Origin of the sequence: Chromobacterium alticapitis, assembly GCF_002924365.1 — a bacterium.
Lineage (GTDB): Bacteria > Pseudomonadota > Gammaproteobacteria > Burkholderiales > Chromobacteriaceae > Chromobacterium > Chromobacterium alticapitis.
The window spans coordinates 52270-67453 of the sequence record NZ_PQWB01000073.1 but is presented as its reverse complement, the minus strand read 5'-3'; the positions used below and the strand labels follow the sequence as shown (position 1 = coordinate 67453).

Annotated in this window: 8 protein-coding genes and 2 pseudogenes; 4 read left to right on the top strand and 6 right to left on the bottom strand. The window is 63.5% G+C overall.

Annotated features, from left to right (window positions below; translation table 11 throughout):
• Positions 1-109: 109 nt before the first annotated feature.
• From C2I19_RS15595 to gltB, 3 genes and pseudogenes are all read right to left on the bottom strand, one after another.
• Positions 110-780, bottom strand: a pseudogene (locus C2I19_RS15595) (IS3 family transposase); the annotation flags it as partial.
• 164 nt (positions 781-944) lie between these two features.
• Positions 945-2360 (bottom strand): FAD-dependent oxidoreductase, encoded by a 1416-nt coding sequence (locus C2I19_RS15590; RefSeq protein WP_103903595.1) that lies wholly within the window; start codon positions 2358-2360, stop codon positions 945-947.
• 130 nt (positions 2361-2490) lie between these two features.
• Positions 2491-6939, bottom strand: a complete 4449-nt coding sequence (gene gltB, locus C2I19_RS15585) for a glutamate synthase large subunit (RefSeq protein WP_103903594.1) — start codon at positions 6937-6939, stop codon at positions 2491-2493.
• A gap of 284 nt (positions 6940-7223) precedes the next feature.
• Between gltB and C2I19_RS15580 the strand changes: the two genes are divergently transcribed.
• Positions 7224-8735 (top strand): phospholipase D-like domain-containing protein, encoded by a 1512-nt coding sequence (locus C2I19_RS15580; protein WP_103903593.1) that lies wholly within the window; start codon positions 7224-7226, stop codon positions 8733-8735.
• 392 nt (positions 8736-9127) lie between these two features.
• Positions 9128-11386 carry an arginine/lysine/ornithine decarboxylase gene (locus C2I19_RS15575; protein ID WP_103903592.1) on the top strand — a complete coding sequence of 753 codons (2259 nt, stop codon included), beginning with the start codon at positions 9128-9130 and terminating at the stop codon, positions 11384-11386.
• Between the two features lie 62 nt (positions 11387-11448).
• Here C2I19_RS15575 and C2I19_RS15570 read toward each other — a convergent pair whose 3' ends face one another.
• Together C2I19_RS15570 and C2I19_RS15565 are read right to left on the bottom strand one after the other, a co-directional pair.
• A complete protein-coding gene (locus C2I19_RS15570) occupies positions 11449-12360 on the bottom strand; it encodes a GGDEF domain-containing protein (protein WP_103903591.1) in 912 nt (303 codons plus the stop codon).
• Between the two features lie 82 nt (positions 12361-12442).
• Entirely contained in the window at positions 12443-13072 is a 630-nt protein-coding gene (locus tag C2I19_RS15565) for a LysE family translocator (RefSeq protein ID WP_103903590.1), read from the bottom strand.
• A 131-nt stretch (positions 13073-13203) separates the two neighbouring features.
• Here C2I19_RS15565 and C2I19_RS15560 point away from each other — a divergent pair.
• A pseudogene (locus C2I19_RS15560) lies at positions 13204-13757 on the top strand (GNAT family N-acetyltransferase).
• Between the two features lie 12 nt (positions 13758-13769).
• Positions 13770-14384, top strand: a complete 615-nt coding sequence (locus C2I19_RS15555) for a LysE family translocator (RefSeq protein WP_103903589.1) — start codon at positions 13770-13772, stop codon at positions 14382-14384.
• Between the two features lie 4 nt (positions 14385-14388).
• Here the strand turns inward: C2I19_RS15555 and C2I19_RS15550 are convergent, their stop codons facing one another.
• Positions 14389-15180 carry a ferredoxin--NADP reductase gene (locus tag C2I19_RS15550; RefSeq protein WP_199181210.1) on the bottom strand — a complete coding sequence of 264 codons (792 nt, stop codon included), beginning with the start codon at positions 15178-15180 and terminating at the stop codon, positions 14389-14391.
• Positions 15181-15184 lie beyond the last annotated feature (4 nt).

The following is a 15184-nucleotide window of genomic DNA, read 5'->3' as shown; positions in this document are numbered from 1 at the left end:
AGCCGCTTACGGTGGTTTGCAACCTGCTCCTGCAAGCCGATTGCGAGGGGCCTACCCTCATCTCCTACGCCGCTTGCTGCGGCACACTGATATCGCCTGTCCAGACCTAATTCGGGCGAGCCGGCTCGAACACTTGGCCCAGCACGTTCTCTGAAACTGGCAGACTATGTGCCGAATGGGTGGTCGCCTTGAACTTGCGCTTCTGCCGGCATCGGATGCCCATCTGGCGTCGTAAACGGTCGATGCGGTCGCGCCCCGCCTCAAAGCCCATTGCCGCTAGCTCTGGCTGCAAGCGGCGTGCGCTATAGGTTTCTCGCGTCTTGGCATGCGCCGCCCGGATCGCCAGTTTCAGGCGCTCGTCCCCCTGTTCTCGTTTGGATGGAGGATGTCCACGCCAGTCATAGTACCCGGCACGAGATACAGCCAGAACCCGGCAGGCCAGCGCGACTGGGAATAGCTTGCGGTGCTCCTCTATCCACGCGTACCGGGCAGTGATGCCTGAGCAAAGTACGCGGCAGCTTTTTTTATGACGTCTCGTTCCAGGCGAGCTTCTGCCAACTCTTTGCGCAGCTTGGCGTTCTCAGCTTCCAGCTCCGAGACACTGCGCGCGCCCGGTGCCGGTTGATCGCCACCAGACTTCGCCGCTACCACCCAATTAGCCAATGTACCCTTGGGGATACCTAGCCGCCTGGCCGCCCCTTCAAGACTGAGCCCTTGCTCAAGTACCAGTTTTACCGCCTCAGAACGGAACTCTATTGGATATGTCTTTCTGGTCTTCATTTCACACTCCCGACTGTCAATGGTAACAATCGGAACTGTCCGCTGGAATCAGGCTACCTCAGACTATAGGTCGCATGGGAAAAACTGCCCGCATTAAACCAAGGCAAGGCTTGCGGCCTCCCTATGCGCGAGCCTCCAGCCACACCGACACGCGGAGCTCATGGTCAATACAAATATCGAAGCACCCCCTCCGCGGCCATACGCCCGTCAAAAACAGCGCGCACCACCAGATCGGCGCCGCGCACCATGTCGCCGCCAGCGAAGATCTTGGGATTGCTGGTCTGATAGGGATATTGGCCGCACGCCGCCGCCAGCGTGCGTCCACTGCCCGTAACGGCAATGTCTTGCGCATCGAACCAGGTCGCAGCTTCGGCCTGAAAACCAAACGCGAAAATGACGTGATCACACTCTACGATTTCCTCGCTATCGGGCACAATCTCAGCGTTACGGCGACCTTTGACATCGGGCTCGCCCAAGCGGGTGACGGCCAGCCTCACCGCCAGCGTGCCGCCTATCATCGGCTCAATGGCCAGAGGCTGGCGATTCCATAAAAACTCAACCCCCTCCTCCTTCGCATTTGCGACTTCCCGTTTTGAGCCAGGCATATTGGCCTCGTCGCGGCGGTAGGCGCAGATCACGCGCTTAGCCCCTTGGCGGATGGCTGTGCGATTGCAATCCATCGCCGTATCGCCGCCCCCAAGCACAAGCACTCGCTTGCCTTTCATCGAAATCGCCTGCTCTCCGGCAGGCAGCGTGCCCAAACTTTGCCTCACGTTATTGATTAAGTAAGGCAGGGCCTCAAGCACACCTTGACTGTCTTCGCCAGGAAATTCTCCCTTCATGTACTTATACGCGCCCATTCCCATAAAAATCGCATCGTGCCGTTTCAGCAAGGTTTCAATCGAGACGTCTTTGCCGACCTCCGTATTCAGCACAAACTCAACGCCCATGCCTTCCAAAATTTGCCGACGGCGACGCACGACATCCTTTTCCAGTTTGAACTCAGGGATACCGAAGGTCAGCAGGCCGCCGATTTCCTCATAGCGGTCGTACACCACAGCCTTTACGCCGTTACGAACCAGCACATCGGCACAGGCCAGCCCAGCCGGCCCCGCCCCGATGACGCCCACAGTCTTGCCGCTCCACACCACTTTAGAGGTATCAGGCCGCCATCCCGCCTTGAAGGCTTCATCAGTAATGTACTTCTCGATACTGCCGATGGAGACGGCGCCGAAGCCGCCCTGGCTCAGGGTACAGGCGCCTTCGCACAGCCGGTCTTGCGGACAAACGCGACCGCAGATTTCAGGCAAGCTGTTCGTCTGATGAGACAGCTCTGCCGCCTCGAACAGCCTGCCTTCCTCCACCAGCTTCAACCAATTGGGGATGTAGTTGTGCACCGGGCACTGCCATTCGCAGTACGGGTTGCCGCAAGACAAGCAACGGCCGGCCTGGTCCGCCGCGTCAACCGCGTGCAGCGGCTGGTAGATTTCCTTGAACTCAATCTTACGTACGGAGGCTTCTACTTTGTCGCCCGGATTGCGCGACAGCTTCATGAATTGGAATGCGTCGTTCGTTGCCATATTTCCTCCCAGGCATGGGATAGATTAGGTTGCCGCTCGTGCGAGATCTTTCTTCGGGCGCATCCGCCCCTTCTCCCCAGCCCTCTCCCACGCGGGGAGAGGGGGATAATCCCGCCAAACGCTCTAATAATTAGTCCTTGAGCAAACTTTCCAGCTTGGCGGCCTTAGGCTTCACCAGCCAGAAGTAGTCCACGTAATCGTCGAAGTTCTGCAGCATTGCGCGGCCGGTTTCCGAACCGGTCAGCTCCACATGCTTGGCGATCTTCTCCAGCAGGTAGGCGCGGTACATGCCCATCGCCTCGCCGTTGATCAGGTGGATGTCGATCAGCTCGTTGTTGTAGCGGTAAGCAAACTTCTCGCTCGGGTCGTAAACGAAGGCGAAGCCGCCGGTCATGCCCGCGCCGAAGTTGTAGCCGGTTTCGCCCAGCACGATCACGGCGCCGCCGGTCATGTATTCGCAGCAGTGATCGCCCGCGCCCTCTATCACCGCCAGCGCGCCGGAGTTGCGCACGCCGAAACGCTCGCCGGCGATGCCCGCCGCGAACAGCTGGCCGCCGGTCGCGCCATACAGGCAGGTATTGCCGATGATGATGGATTCACCCGCCTTGTAACCGGCATCCTTGGGCGGATAGATGGTGACGCGGCCGCCGGCCATGCCTTTGCCGACATAATCATTGGCGTCGCCTTCCAGCTCCAGATGCAGGCCCGCCGCGTTCCATACGCCGAAGCTCTGTCCCGCGCTGCCCGTGAACTTGACCTTCAAGCAACCAAATGGCAGCCCTGCCGCGCCGTGCACGCGGGCGATCTCGCCGGACAAGCGCGCGCCGATGGAACGGTGGGTGTTCTCGATCGGGTAGGCCAGTTCCAGCATCTGCTTGTGCTGGATCGCCTGCAACGCGTCCTGCAGGATCTGCTCGGCCAGCTCGCCCTTATCAAAGGAAGGATTGCTGTCCGACACGCAGAAACGCGGCTCGGAATCCGGCACCGCGCCTTGCGACAACAGCGGCCTCAGGTCCAGCCGGCCTTGGCGCTCGCTTTCGCCCTCCAGCACATCCATCAGGTCCATGCGGCCGATCAGTTCTTCCATGCTGCGCACGCCCAGCTTGGCCATCCACTCGCGCGTTTCGCGGGCGATGAACAGGAAGTAGTTGACCACCATGTCCGGCAGACCGGTGAAGTACTTGGAACGCAGCTTGATTTCCTGCGTCGCCACGCCGGTGGCGCAGTTGTTCAAATGGCAGATGCGCAGGTATTTGCAGCCCAGCGCCACCATCGGCCCGGTGCCGAAGCCGAAGCTCTCCGCGCCCAGAATGGCCGCCTTGACCACGTCGAGGCCGGTTTTCAGGCCGCCGTCGGTCTGCACCCGCACCCGTCCGCGCAGGCCATTGGCGCGCAGCACCTGCTGCGCTTCGGACAAGCCCAGCTCCCACGGCGAGCCGGCGTATTTGACCGAGGTCAGCGGCGAAGCGCCGGTGCCGCCGTCGTAACCGGAAATGGTGATCAGGTCGGCGTAGGCCTTGGCCACGCCGGCGGCGACGGTGCCGACGCCAGGTTCGGCCACCAGCTTCACCGACACCAGCGCCGAAGGATTCACCTGCTTCAGGTCGAAGATCAGCTGCGCCAGGTCTTCAATGGAGTAGATGTCGTGGTGCGGCGGCGGCGAGATCAGGCTGACGCCTTCCTTGGCGTGGCGCAGCCGCGCGATCAGCCCGGACACCTTGTCGCCGGGCAGTTGGCCGCCTTCGCCCGGCTTGGCGCCCTGCGCCACCTTGATCTGCAGCACTTCAGCATTGACCAGGTAGTGCGGGGTGACGCCGAAACGTCCGGACGCCACCTGTTTGATCTTGGACATCTTCTCGGTGCCGTAGCGCGCCGGGTCTTCGCCGCCCTCTCCGGAATTGGAGCGGCCGCCCAGGCGGTTCATGGCGATGGCCAGCGCCTCGTGCGCCTCCGGGCTCAGCGCGCCCAGCGACATGCCGGCCGAATCGAAGCGCTTGACGATGGCTTCCACCGGCTCCACTTCGTCCAGCGGAATCGGCTCGCCGGCCAGCTTCAACTGCATCAGGTCGCGCAGCATCGCCACCGGCCGGGTGTTCACCGTATCCGCGTATTGCTGGTAGACCTCGTAATCGCCGTTCTGCACCGCCTGCTGCAGCAACTGCACCACGTCCGGGTTGTAGGCGTGGTATTCCTCGCCGTGCACGTATTTCAGCAGGCCGCCCTGGTTCAAGCCGCGCATCGGGTTGAACGCCAGCCGCGCCAACTGCTTCTGATCGGCCTCGAAGTCGGCGAAATTGGCGCCGGACACGCGCGACACGGTGCCCTTCAGGCACAGCTCCACCACTTCCTCATGGATGCCCACCGCCTCGAACAGCTGCGCGCCGCGGTAAGACGCGATAGTGGAGATGCCCATCTTGGACAGCACCTTGAGCAGGCCCTTGTTGATGCCCTTGCGGTAGTGCTGCAACGCCTCATTGGGACGCAGCTCCACTTCGCCGTTGTTCACCAGATCGATGATGGTCTGGTAAGCCAGATAGGGGTAGACCGCGGTGGCGCCGTAGCCGATCACGCAGGCCATCTGGTGCGCGTCGCGCACGGTGGCGGTTTCCACCACGATATTGGTCTTGCAGCGCAGGCCGGCGTCGATCAGCGCGTGGTGCACCGCGCCGGTGGCGAACAGCGCGTGGATGGGCAGGCGTTGGCCGGTAGCGTGGCGGTCGGACAGCACCACCACCACCGTGCCTTCGCGCACCGCTTCCACCACATGGCGGCTCAAACAGGAGATGGCCTCGCGCAGCGTGGTTTCCTGCGGGTCGTAGCACAGGTCGAAATTGGTGGCCTTCAGGTAAGGTTCCGGCCGGGTGGTGACGCGGGTGAACTTCTCGTGGCTCAGCACCGGGCTGCGCACTTCCAGGCGCTTGGCGTGCTCGGCGCTTTCCTCGAACATATTGCGCTCGGGGCCAAACACCGAGTTCAACGACATCACCACCGCCTCGCGGATCGGGTCGATCGGCGGATTGGTCACCTGGGCGAATTGTTGGCGCAGATAATCGAACGGCGAGCGGACGCGCTGCGAAAGCACCGCCATCGGCGTGTCGTCGCCCATGGAGCCGACCGCTTCCTGGCCGTCCGCCGCCAGCACGCGCAGAATCTGGTCGCGCTCTTCGCGGCTGAGGTTGAACATCTTTTGCAGCTTGGCCAGTTCATCCTTGGACAAGGGCTCGACGCCGGCGTCGTCCTCGATGGACAGCTCCAGATACTTGGCGCTGTCCTTGATCCACTGCCGATACGGCTTGGCGCTTTTCAGTTGCGCGTCGATGTCTTCCGGCATCAGCAGCTCGCCGTTGACCAAGTCCGCGGCGAACAGCTGGCCCGGCTTTACCCGGCCCTTGCGAACCACGTCCTGGGCGCGGTAGTCCCACACCCCCACCTCGGAAGCGATGGTCAGGATATTGTCCTTCGTCAGCACCCAGCGCGCCGGGCGCAGGCCGTTGCGGTCCAGCATGCAGGCGGCGTAGCGGCCATCGGTCAGCACGATGCCGGCCGGGCCGTCCCACGGTTCCATATGCATGGAGTTGAATTCGTAGAAGGCGCGCAGGTCCTTGTCGGTGCTGTCCACGTTCTGCCAGGCCGGCGGCACCAAGAGGCGCAAGGCGCGGAACAGCGGGATGCCGCCCATCAGCAGGCCTTCCAGCATATTGTCCAGGCTCATCGAGTCCGAGCCGTCGGTCTGGACGATGGGGCGCACCGCGTCCATGTCGAGGTGCGGCGAGGCCATGATGCGCTCGCGCGCGCGGGCCCAGTTGCGGTTGCCCTGCACCGTGTTGATCTCGCCGTTGTGGGCGAGGAAGCGGAAAGGCTGGGCCAGCTTCCATTGCGGCCAGGTATTGGTGGAGAAACGCTGGTGGAACACCGCCAGGCTGGACTCAAAGCGCGGATCGGCCAAGTCCAGAAAGAAGCGCGGCAGGTTCTCCGGCGTCACCAAGCCTTTATAGGAAATGGTATGCGGGGACAGCGTGGGCAGATAGAAACAGGGATCGTCTTCCTTGTTGGCTTTTTCCGCCTGGCGGCGCCCCATGTACAGACGGCGCTGGAAAGCCAGCTCGTCCATGCCGAACGGACAGTTCACGAATACCTGGGAAATGGCGGGCAGAGACGCCAGCGCAGTTTCGCCGCAAGCCGCCACATCCACCGGCACAGAGCGGAAACCGGCTACCTCCAATTGCTGCGCCTCCAGATGCTCGCGCAGGCGCGCGAGGCTGCGCTCGCCTATCGCGCCGTCCGAGTGGTGGAACACCAGGCCGGCGGCGTACACTGACTTAAGCGCGATGCCAGCCTCGGCGGCCACTTCGCGCAGGAAGCCGTCAGGCTTGCGAAACAGCAGGCCGCAGCCGTCTCCCGACTTGCCGTCCGCCGCCACCGCGCCGCGGTGGGTCAGCTTGGCCAGCGAGGAAATGGCGGTGGCCACCAGCCAGTGGCTGGGCTTGTCGTCCAATTGCGCGATCAAGCCGAAGCCGCAGCTGTCTTGTTCGAATTCTGGTTTATACAATGTGCCCTGCAGGCGGCGCTGTCTGTCCATTTCTCTGCCCGTTTATACTTTGTAGTGATGCATCCGATTCTACGGGCAAGAACCGCGCAGCCGCAAGCCGCCTTGGCGCGGCGCAACAATCATTTGATTTCAGTCATTTGATGCGCAATGGCTTGTTTTGAATATGTAATTTCACTACTACAGATTTGCTATTTTTTTGTTATTTTGAGACGAAAATTTTCAAAAAAACGACAGAAAAAAAGCCTCTTTATTTGATACAAAACCCCAAAACAGACAATATTTTGGATTTTGTTAGACAAAATTCATAAATTCAAATGAATCGAGACCAGCAGTCCACCCAAACGCTGCAATTCGTTCGCCAACTGGCGGAACAGGCCCTGTCGCGCTCGGCCGGCGCGCCATTGATAGCCGGCAACCAGGTGGAGCTGTTGTATGACAGCGCGGAAAACTTCCCCGCCTGGGAAAGCGCGCTCGCCGCCAGCCAGGAATCGGTCTTTATCGAAATGTATATTTTCGACAATGACCAATTTGGCAGAAAAATACGAGATATCCTGATAAACAAGGCTAAAGCTGGCATCCAGATCTGTCTGCTATATGACTGGCTGGGCAGCTGGCGCGCCCATCTGTCCAACTTCTTCAAGCCCTTGCAGGATGCCGGCGCCGAGGTGCGCGCCTATCACCCCCCCAGCCTGGGCGGCGGACTCAGCCTGCTGGGCCGCAACCACCGCAAGATGATCATCGTGGACCGCCGCGAGCTCTTCGTATCCGGGCTATGCATCAGCTCGAGTTGGCAGGGCAAGCCGGACAAAGGCTTGCCGCCGTGGCGCGACACCGGCCTCGCCCTGCGCGGCCCATTGCTGGCGCCGGCCCTGTCCGCCTTCGCCGACAGCTGGGCCAGTTGCGGCGCGCCGCTGGAGGCGCACTGGCTGCGCGCGGACTATGCCGCGCCATGCGGCGAAACGGCGGCGCGGCTGATCGCCACCACCCCATCCACCGCGCGCATGATGCGGCTGGACCTGCTGGTGGCCAGCTTCGCCCGCCGCACGCTATGGTTGACCGACGCCTATTTCATGGCCACCAGCCTGTATCTATCCGCCTTGCAGCAGGCGGCGCGCGATGGCGTGGATGTCCGGCTACTGGTGCCTCGCTCCAGCGACATCCGCTGGATAGCCACTATCTCGCGCACCCAGTACCGCCCGCTGCTGGAGGCCGGCGTGCGCGTGTTCGAGTGGAACGGACCCATGATCCACGCCAAGACGGCGGTGGCCGACGGCCGCTGGGCCCGCATCGGCTCCACCAACCTGAATCTATCCAGCTGGCTGGTCAACCGCGAGCTGGACATCGCGCTGGAGGACGAAACGCTGGCCTCGCAACTCGCTGATCGCTTCCTGCAGGATCTGGAAAACGCCACCGAGATCGTGCTCAAGCCGGCGCGCAAGCGGCCGGTTCCCACCCCGGTGCGCCAGGAGAAACGCCGCCGCGCCACGCCCAAGGAGCGCGCGCTGAGCGGCGCCAGCGCCGCCGCGCGCCAGGCCGCCCGCCTAGGCGACATGCTGGGCGCCGTGGTGCATGGCAGCCGCAGCCTGGAAAGCAGCGAGGCGCCTGCCTATCTCAGCATAGGCCTCGCCCTGTGCCTGCTCGCGCTGGCCATCGCCTACTTCCCCTGGCTGGCCGCCCTGCCGCTGACGGCCCTGCTCGCCGGCGCCGGCCTGTCCATCATCGCCAGGGCCATCAGCCTGTACCGCGTCAAACGGAGAAAAAAACAACAGTCTGGCCAAGCCGAGCGCGACAACGGACCGGATGATGCGCCGCCTTCGCAGTCCTAATGAAAACAGCCGCTTAGTCTGGGAGACCATCCCCTCGGCGAAGCTCGCGCGCCCTGTCATGCGAACGCATCCGTATTTTTTTGCGCAGCCTGCCGCAACGCGGCACAACACGCCATGCAAAAGGTCTAAAATGCGCGCTTCTTGGGATGTTCTCCAGGCCGGCTGACGTGAAGCAACCATTGGTTGCCAGGTACGGACCGCGGCGCAAAGCGACCCGTTTTACTCGCGCCTCAAGGCCAGCCTCCAGGGCGGCGGCGAAGATCCGTTCTTCGACCCGTGCGTACAGATCTGCGCCCCACGCGCACCGTGCGACATTGCAGCGATGCAGGCCGCCAGGTGACGCCACCCGGCCCCGCCGCAGTGTCCGAGTTACCGCAACTAAGGACTCAGGTATGCGTTTTCATTTCCCCATCGTGATCATCGACGAGGACTTCCGCTCGGAAAACACCAGCGGCTCCGGCATCCGCGAACTGGCCGCCGCCATGGAAGCGGAAGGCATGAGCGTGATCGGCTATACCAGCTATGGCGATCTCACCTCCTTCGCCCAGCAGCAAAGCCGCGCCGCCGGCTTCATCCTGTCGATAGACGACGAGGAGTTCCAGACCGAGGATTCGGCACAGGAAGCGCTGGGCAACCTCTACGGCTTCGTCGCCGAGATCCGCCGCCGCAATCCGGACATCCCGGTGTACCTGTACGGCGAGACCCGCACCGCCCGCCATATCCCCAACGACATCCTGCGCGAGCTGCACGGCTTCATCCACATGCACGAGGACACGCCTGAGTTCGTCGCCCGCCACATCATCCGCGAGGCCAAGAGCTATCTGGACAACCTGGCGCCGCCGTTCTTCCGCGCGCTGGTGGACTACGCTTACGACGGCTCCTACTCCTGGCACTGCCCCGGCCACTCCGGCGGCGTGGCCTTCCTGAAAAGCCCGGTGGGCCAGATGTTCCACCAGTTCTTCGGCGAAAACATGCTGCGCGCCGACGTGTGCAACGCGGTGGACGAACTGGGCCAGCTGCTGGACCACACCGGCCCGGTGGCGGCGTCCGAGCGCAACGCCGCGCGCATTTTCAATGCCGACCATCTGTTCTTCGTCACCAATGGCACCTCCACCTCGAACAAGATCGTCTGGCACAGCTGCGTGGCCGCCGGCGATATCGTGCTGGTGGACCGCAACTGCCACAAGTCGAATCTGCACGCCATCATCATGACCGGGGCCATCCCGGTGTTCCTGATGCCGACGCGCAACCATTACGGCATCATCGGCCCGATCCCGAAATCCGAATTCCATCCGGACACCATCAAGCGGAAGATCCTGGCCAACCCGTTCGCGCGCGAGATGCTGGAAAAGCACCACAACCGCAAGCCGCGCATCCTGACGCTGACCCAGTCCACCTACGACGGCATCCTGTACAACGTCGAGGAGATCAAGGGCTTGCTGGACGGCGAAGTGGATACCCTGCACTTCGACGAAGCCTGGCTGCCGCACGCCTGCTTCCATGATTTCTACCGCGACTTCCACGCGATAGGCGAAGGCCGGCCGCGCTGCGAAGATAGCCTGGTGTTCTCCACCCAGTCCACCCACAAGCTGTTGGCCGGCATCAGCCAGGCCTCGCAAATCCTGGTGCAGGATCCACAGAACCGCCAGCTGGACACCGCCTGGTTCAACGAGGCCTACCTGATGCACACCTCGACCAGCCCGCAATACTCGATCATCGCCAGCTGCGACGTGGCCGCCGCGATGATGGAACAGCCGGGCGGCCAGTCGCTGGTGGAAGAGTCGCTGGTGGAGGCGATGGAGTTCCGCCGCGCCATGCGCAAAGTGGACGAAGAATACGGCCGCGACTGGTGGTTCAGCGTGTGGGGCCCGGACGACCTGTCCGACGACGGCATCTGCGACCAGACCGACTGGACGCTGCGCCCGGACGAGCGCTGGCACGGCTTCGCCGGCATCGAGGACGGCTTCAACATGCTGGACCCGATCAAGGCCACCGTGCTGACGCCGGGCCTGGACGTGGACGGCAGCTTCGAAGAAATGGGCATCCCGGCCGCCATCGTCACCAAGTACCTGACCGAACACGGCGTGGTGGTGGAAAAGACCGGCCTGTACAGCTTCTTCATCATGTTCACCATCGGCATCACCAAGGGCCGCTGGAATACGCTGATCTCGCTGCTGCAGCAGTTCAAGGACGATTTCGACAAGAACCAGCCGATGTGGCGCGTGATGCCGGAGTTCGTCGCCAAGTACCCGCAGTACGAGCGCGTGGGCCTACAGGACCTGTGCCAGCGCATCCACGGCCTCTACACCAAGCACGACGTGGCGCGCCTGACCACCGACATCTACCTGTCCGACATGGAGCCGGCGATGCGCCCGGCCGACGCCTTCGCCAAGATGGCGCACCGCGAGATCGAACGCGTGCCGGTGGAGCAACTGGAAGGCCGCGTCACCGCTGTGCTGCTGACCCCGTATCCGCCGGGCATCCCGCTGCTGATTCCGGGCGAGCGCTTCAACAAGACCATCGTCGACTACCTGCGCTTCGCCCAGGCCTTCAACCGCGAACTGCCGGGCTTCGAAACCGACGTCCACGGCCTGGTGGCGGTGGAGGTGCAGGATCGCAAGGTCTACTGCGTGGATTGCGTCAAACAGTAAGCCGAGCAGGGGAAACAGCCAAGGCGGGAGCGATCCCGCCTTTTTTCATGCCCTGCCGCACCTCACAGCCAGGTTACCAGCCGGTTGCGGCCGGCATCCTTGGCCCGGTACAGGCCATCGTCCGCCCGCGCCAGCGCCGCCGCCGCCACATCGCCGTCCTTCAACAGGGTCAAGCCGGCGGAGCAGGTGTAGAAGAAATCCGGCTTGTCGACTAACGGCCTCGATTGGGCCACCGCCGCCAGCAGCGCCGTCACCATCAGCTCCGCCTCGCGCAGCGCGCGGTCCGGCAGCAGCAGCAGGAACTCCTCCCCCCCCATCCTCCCCAGGCCTTCATTGGGTTTGAGCAAGGGCTGCACCCGCCGCACGAAATCGCGCAACACCTCGTCGCCGGTCAGATGGCCGTGCGTGTCATTGATGCGCTTGAAATGATCGAGGTCCAGAATCGCCACCGCGCCGCTGATCGGCGCGCGCCGCAGCAACGCCTCCAGATGGCCCATGATGTGGGCGCGGTTGCTGATGCCGGTCAGCGCATCGGTCAGCGCCGCGCGCTGCGCGAGATCGCGCGCCACCCTCAGCTCGCGCTCGTCGGCGTGCAGGCTGGAAATATCGCTGCCCACGCACAGCATCCAGCCGTCCGCCTGCACCGTTTCCGTCATCCAGATCCAGCGGCCGTCGGTCAGGTCCGCCTCGAAAGTGCGAAACGGCTGCTTGCCGCGCCGCGAACGGGCCGAGGTGATCCAGGCCTCGATGTCATCGGTGCGGATGCAGCTGCCGTGGCCCTTCTCATAGCCGCGCCGCATCAGTTGCTCCCAGCTGAGCCTCTCGTCCGCGCCGACGCCGAAAGTCGAGCAGAAGGCCGGGTTGGCGAAGCGCAGCTGATCATGCGGGTCGAACAGCGCGATCAACAGCTGGCTTCCCATTTGCAGGGACAGCAGGCGGCCGGCGATATCGGTTTCTGAGCAGGGATCGGACATGTCTCGTCGCTCCGGAAAACACGCTCGGGGCCAAAGATGCGCCCCATGGTTTAACAATAGCCGAGCGCGGCCCGCTGCGGCGTCACTGCCGCGAAGCCGTCAGCAGCCGCAGCGCCAGGCCGCCGAACACCGTGGCCAGCAAATATTGCGGCCAACGTCCTGCGCCGCCGCCGGACAGCGTCCGGCCCATGCGGCTGCTGGCCACGATCACCAGCGCGTTGACGCCAAAGCCCACCAGGTTCAGCACCGTGGCCAGCAGCATGATCTGCAACGCCACCGGGCCGGCCTGCGGCTCCACGAACTGCGGGAACAGAGCCAGCACAAACAAGGCCATCTTGGGATTCAGCAGATTGGTGGCCAAGCCCTGCAGGGCGATGCGCCTCAAAGGCTGACCGGCCCCGGCCGCGCCAGGCGCGCGCAGCACGCTCTTGCTGCGCAAGGTGGTCCACGCCAGATAGAGCAGATAGACGGCCCCGGCGATGCGCACCGCGTCATAGGCCATGGGCACCAACACGAATAGCTGGGCCAGGCCCAGCGCCGCCAACAGCGCGTGGCAATAGGTGCCGAGCTGGATGCCGAACAAGGTGGCGAAACCGGCTCGCAGGCCCTGGCCGGCGCTGCGGCTGGCGATCAGCAACATGTCGGGGCCCGGCGTGGCGGCCAAGGCGAGGCAGGCGAGGGAGAACAACAGCAGCGTGGACAAGGTAGGCATGGGAATCTCCGCAAGGGCTTACGAAGGCGGTCATCATACCGTCATCATGTTGATGCGAACAGTCATTGTTCCGCTCTGGAAAATCCGCAGCCTTTACGGTATATCTGTTTGTCCTAATAGAAGGAAAGACCATGAACTTCCCCACCCTGCTCACCGAGCGGCTGACGCTGCGCGAGATCACGCCGGACGACGCGCCGGCCTTGCTGGCCATTCATGGCGATGCCGAGACCATGCGCTGGTTCGGCTCCGATCCGCTGACTACGCTGGAACAGGCCAGCCAGATGGTGGAAAAGTTCGCCAGCTGGAGAAGCCTGCCCGCCCCCGGCACGCGCTGGGGGGTAGCGCTGCGGAGCGGCGGCCCGCTGATAGGCAGCGTAGGCTTGTTCAAATGGAACCGCGGCTGGCGTTGCTGCACGCTGGGCTATGAGCTGGCGCGCGAACATCACGGCCAGGGCCTGATGGCCGAGGCGCTGCGCTGGCCTGGGGCTTCGACCATATGGAACTGAACCGGATCGAGGCCCAGGTGCATCCGGACAACCTGGCATCCTTGAGGCTGCTGCAGCGCCTGGATTTCCAACAGGAGGGCCGCGCCCGCCAGGCCGGCTTCTGGCTGGGCCGCTACCAGGACTTGATCTATCTATCGCTGCTGCGCCAGGATAGCGCCTTAGCCGCGGCCGAAATCTAGGCGAGACAAACCATGCACCACTACCCGCTGTTTCTATTGATGGCCAGCCTGGCCATCCTGACCCCTGGCCCCGGCGTGCTGAACTCGCTGGGCAACGCGCTGCGCTTCGGCCTCAAGGGCAGCCTGCCCGGCATACTCGGCGTGGCCAGCGGCAGTTTCATCGTCGCGGCGCTGTCCGCCACCGGCCTGGGGCTGTTGCTGGCCGCGTCGGCGCTGGCTTTCACCATGCTGAAATGGCTGGGCGCCGGCTATTTGTTCTATCTGGGCATCAAACTGCTGCGCGCGCCGGCCTTCCGCTTCGACGCGCCCGAGGCCAGCCGGCAGCCGGCCTGGCGGCAGTTCGCCGCCGGCATGCTGCTGCAGATGAGCAACCCGAAATCGATTTTCTTCTTTCTGGCCATCTTCCCGCAATTCATCGCCGCCGGCAGCGCGCACTACGCGCGCGAATTCCTGCTGCTGGTGAGCAGCTACAGCGCGCTGCTGGTGCTGATCCACAGCGCCTACGCGCTACTGGCCCATTCCATGCGCCGCTGGCTGAATAATGAGCGCGGCGGCCACCTGGTCAACAAGGCCAGCGGCGCCAGCTTCCTGCTGTTCGGCAGCCTGCTGGCCGCCTCCAACCGTTAAGCGCTCACCAGCCGTTTTCCAGCACGATATGGCCCGGCGCGTTCTGCCGGGTCATCCGGTAGCCCATCTTCATCAACTGGCGGTGGGTATCCTCCACCATCTTCGGATTGCCGCACAGCATGAAGCGGCTGTGCTCGGGCGACATGTCCAAACCGGCGCGCGCCGCCAGCTCGCCGCTGGCCAGCAGCGCCGGTATGCGCTGGTCCAGCATGCCTTCCGGCGCGTTTCGCGTCACCACCGGCAAGTATTGCAGCTTGCCGCCATGCTCGCCCCATAAGGGATGATCCCGCAGCTCGGCGATCTCGTCCTGGAACGACAGTTCAGCCGCCTCGCGCACGCAATGCGCCAGCACGATGCGCTCGAAGCGATGCCACACCTCGGGCTGCTTCAAGATGGACAGATAGGGCGCGATGCCGGTGCCGGTGGCCAGCAGCCACAAATCCCGGCCATCCGGCAGCCTGTCCGCCTCGAAAAAGCCCATGGCGCGCTTGTCCAGCATGACCTGGCCGCCCGGCTGCAGCCTGGCCAGCCGGGAGCTGAACTGCCCTTCCGCCACCACGATGGAATAAAACTCCAGATGCTCGTCATAAGCCGCGGAACACATCGAATACGCGCGCCACACCTGGCCGCCATGCTCCAGCGGCAGCCCCAGCCGGGCGAACTGGCCGGGAGAGAAGCGGAAGCCGGCCGGCCGCGTCAGCCGAAAGCTGATCAGCTTGTCGGTCCAGCGCTTCATCTCCGTGATGGTTTCCGTGGTGTATTTCTGTCGGATCTCGGCTTCCAGGGCGGCGTCCATCGCG

Excerpts from the sequence above, each read along its gene's own strand:
- C2I19_RS15590 (WP_103903595.1), bottom strand. The coding sequence starts at position 2,360 with ATGGCAACGAACGACGCATTCCAATTCATGAAGCTGTCGCGCAATCCG.
- gltB (WP_103903594.1), bottom strand. The coding sequence starts at position 6,939 with ATGGACAGACAGCGCCGCCTGCAGGGCACATTGTATAAACCAGAATTC.
- C2I19_RS15580 (WP_103903593.1), top strand. The coding sequence starts at position 7,224 with ATGAATCGAGACCAGCAGTCCACCCAAACGCTGCAATTCGTTCGCCAA.
- C2I19_RS15575 (WP_103903592.1), top strand. The coding sequence starts at position 9,128 with ATGCGTTTTCATTTCCCCATCGTGATCATCGACGAGGACTTCCGCTCG.
- C2I19_RS15570 (WP_103903591.1), bottom strand. The coding sequence starts at position 12,360 with ATGTCCGATCCCTGCTCAGAAACCGATATCGCCGGCCGCCTGCTGTCC.
- C2I19_RS15565 (WP_103903590.1), bottom strand. The coding sequence starts at position 13,072 with ATGCCTACCTTGTCCACGCTGCTGTTGTTCTCCCTCGCCTGCCTCGCC.
- C2I19_RS15555 (WP_103903589.1), top strand. The coding sequence starts at position 13,770 with ATGCACCACTACCCGCTGTTTCTATTGATGGCCAGCCTGGCCATCCTG.
- C2I19_RS15550 (WP_199181210.1), bottom strand. The coding sequence starts at position 15,180 with ATGGACGCCGCCCTGGAAGCCGAGATCCGACAGAAATACACCACGGAA.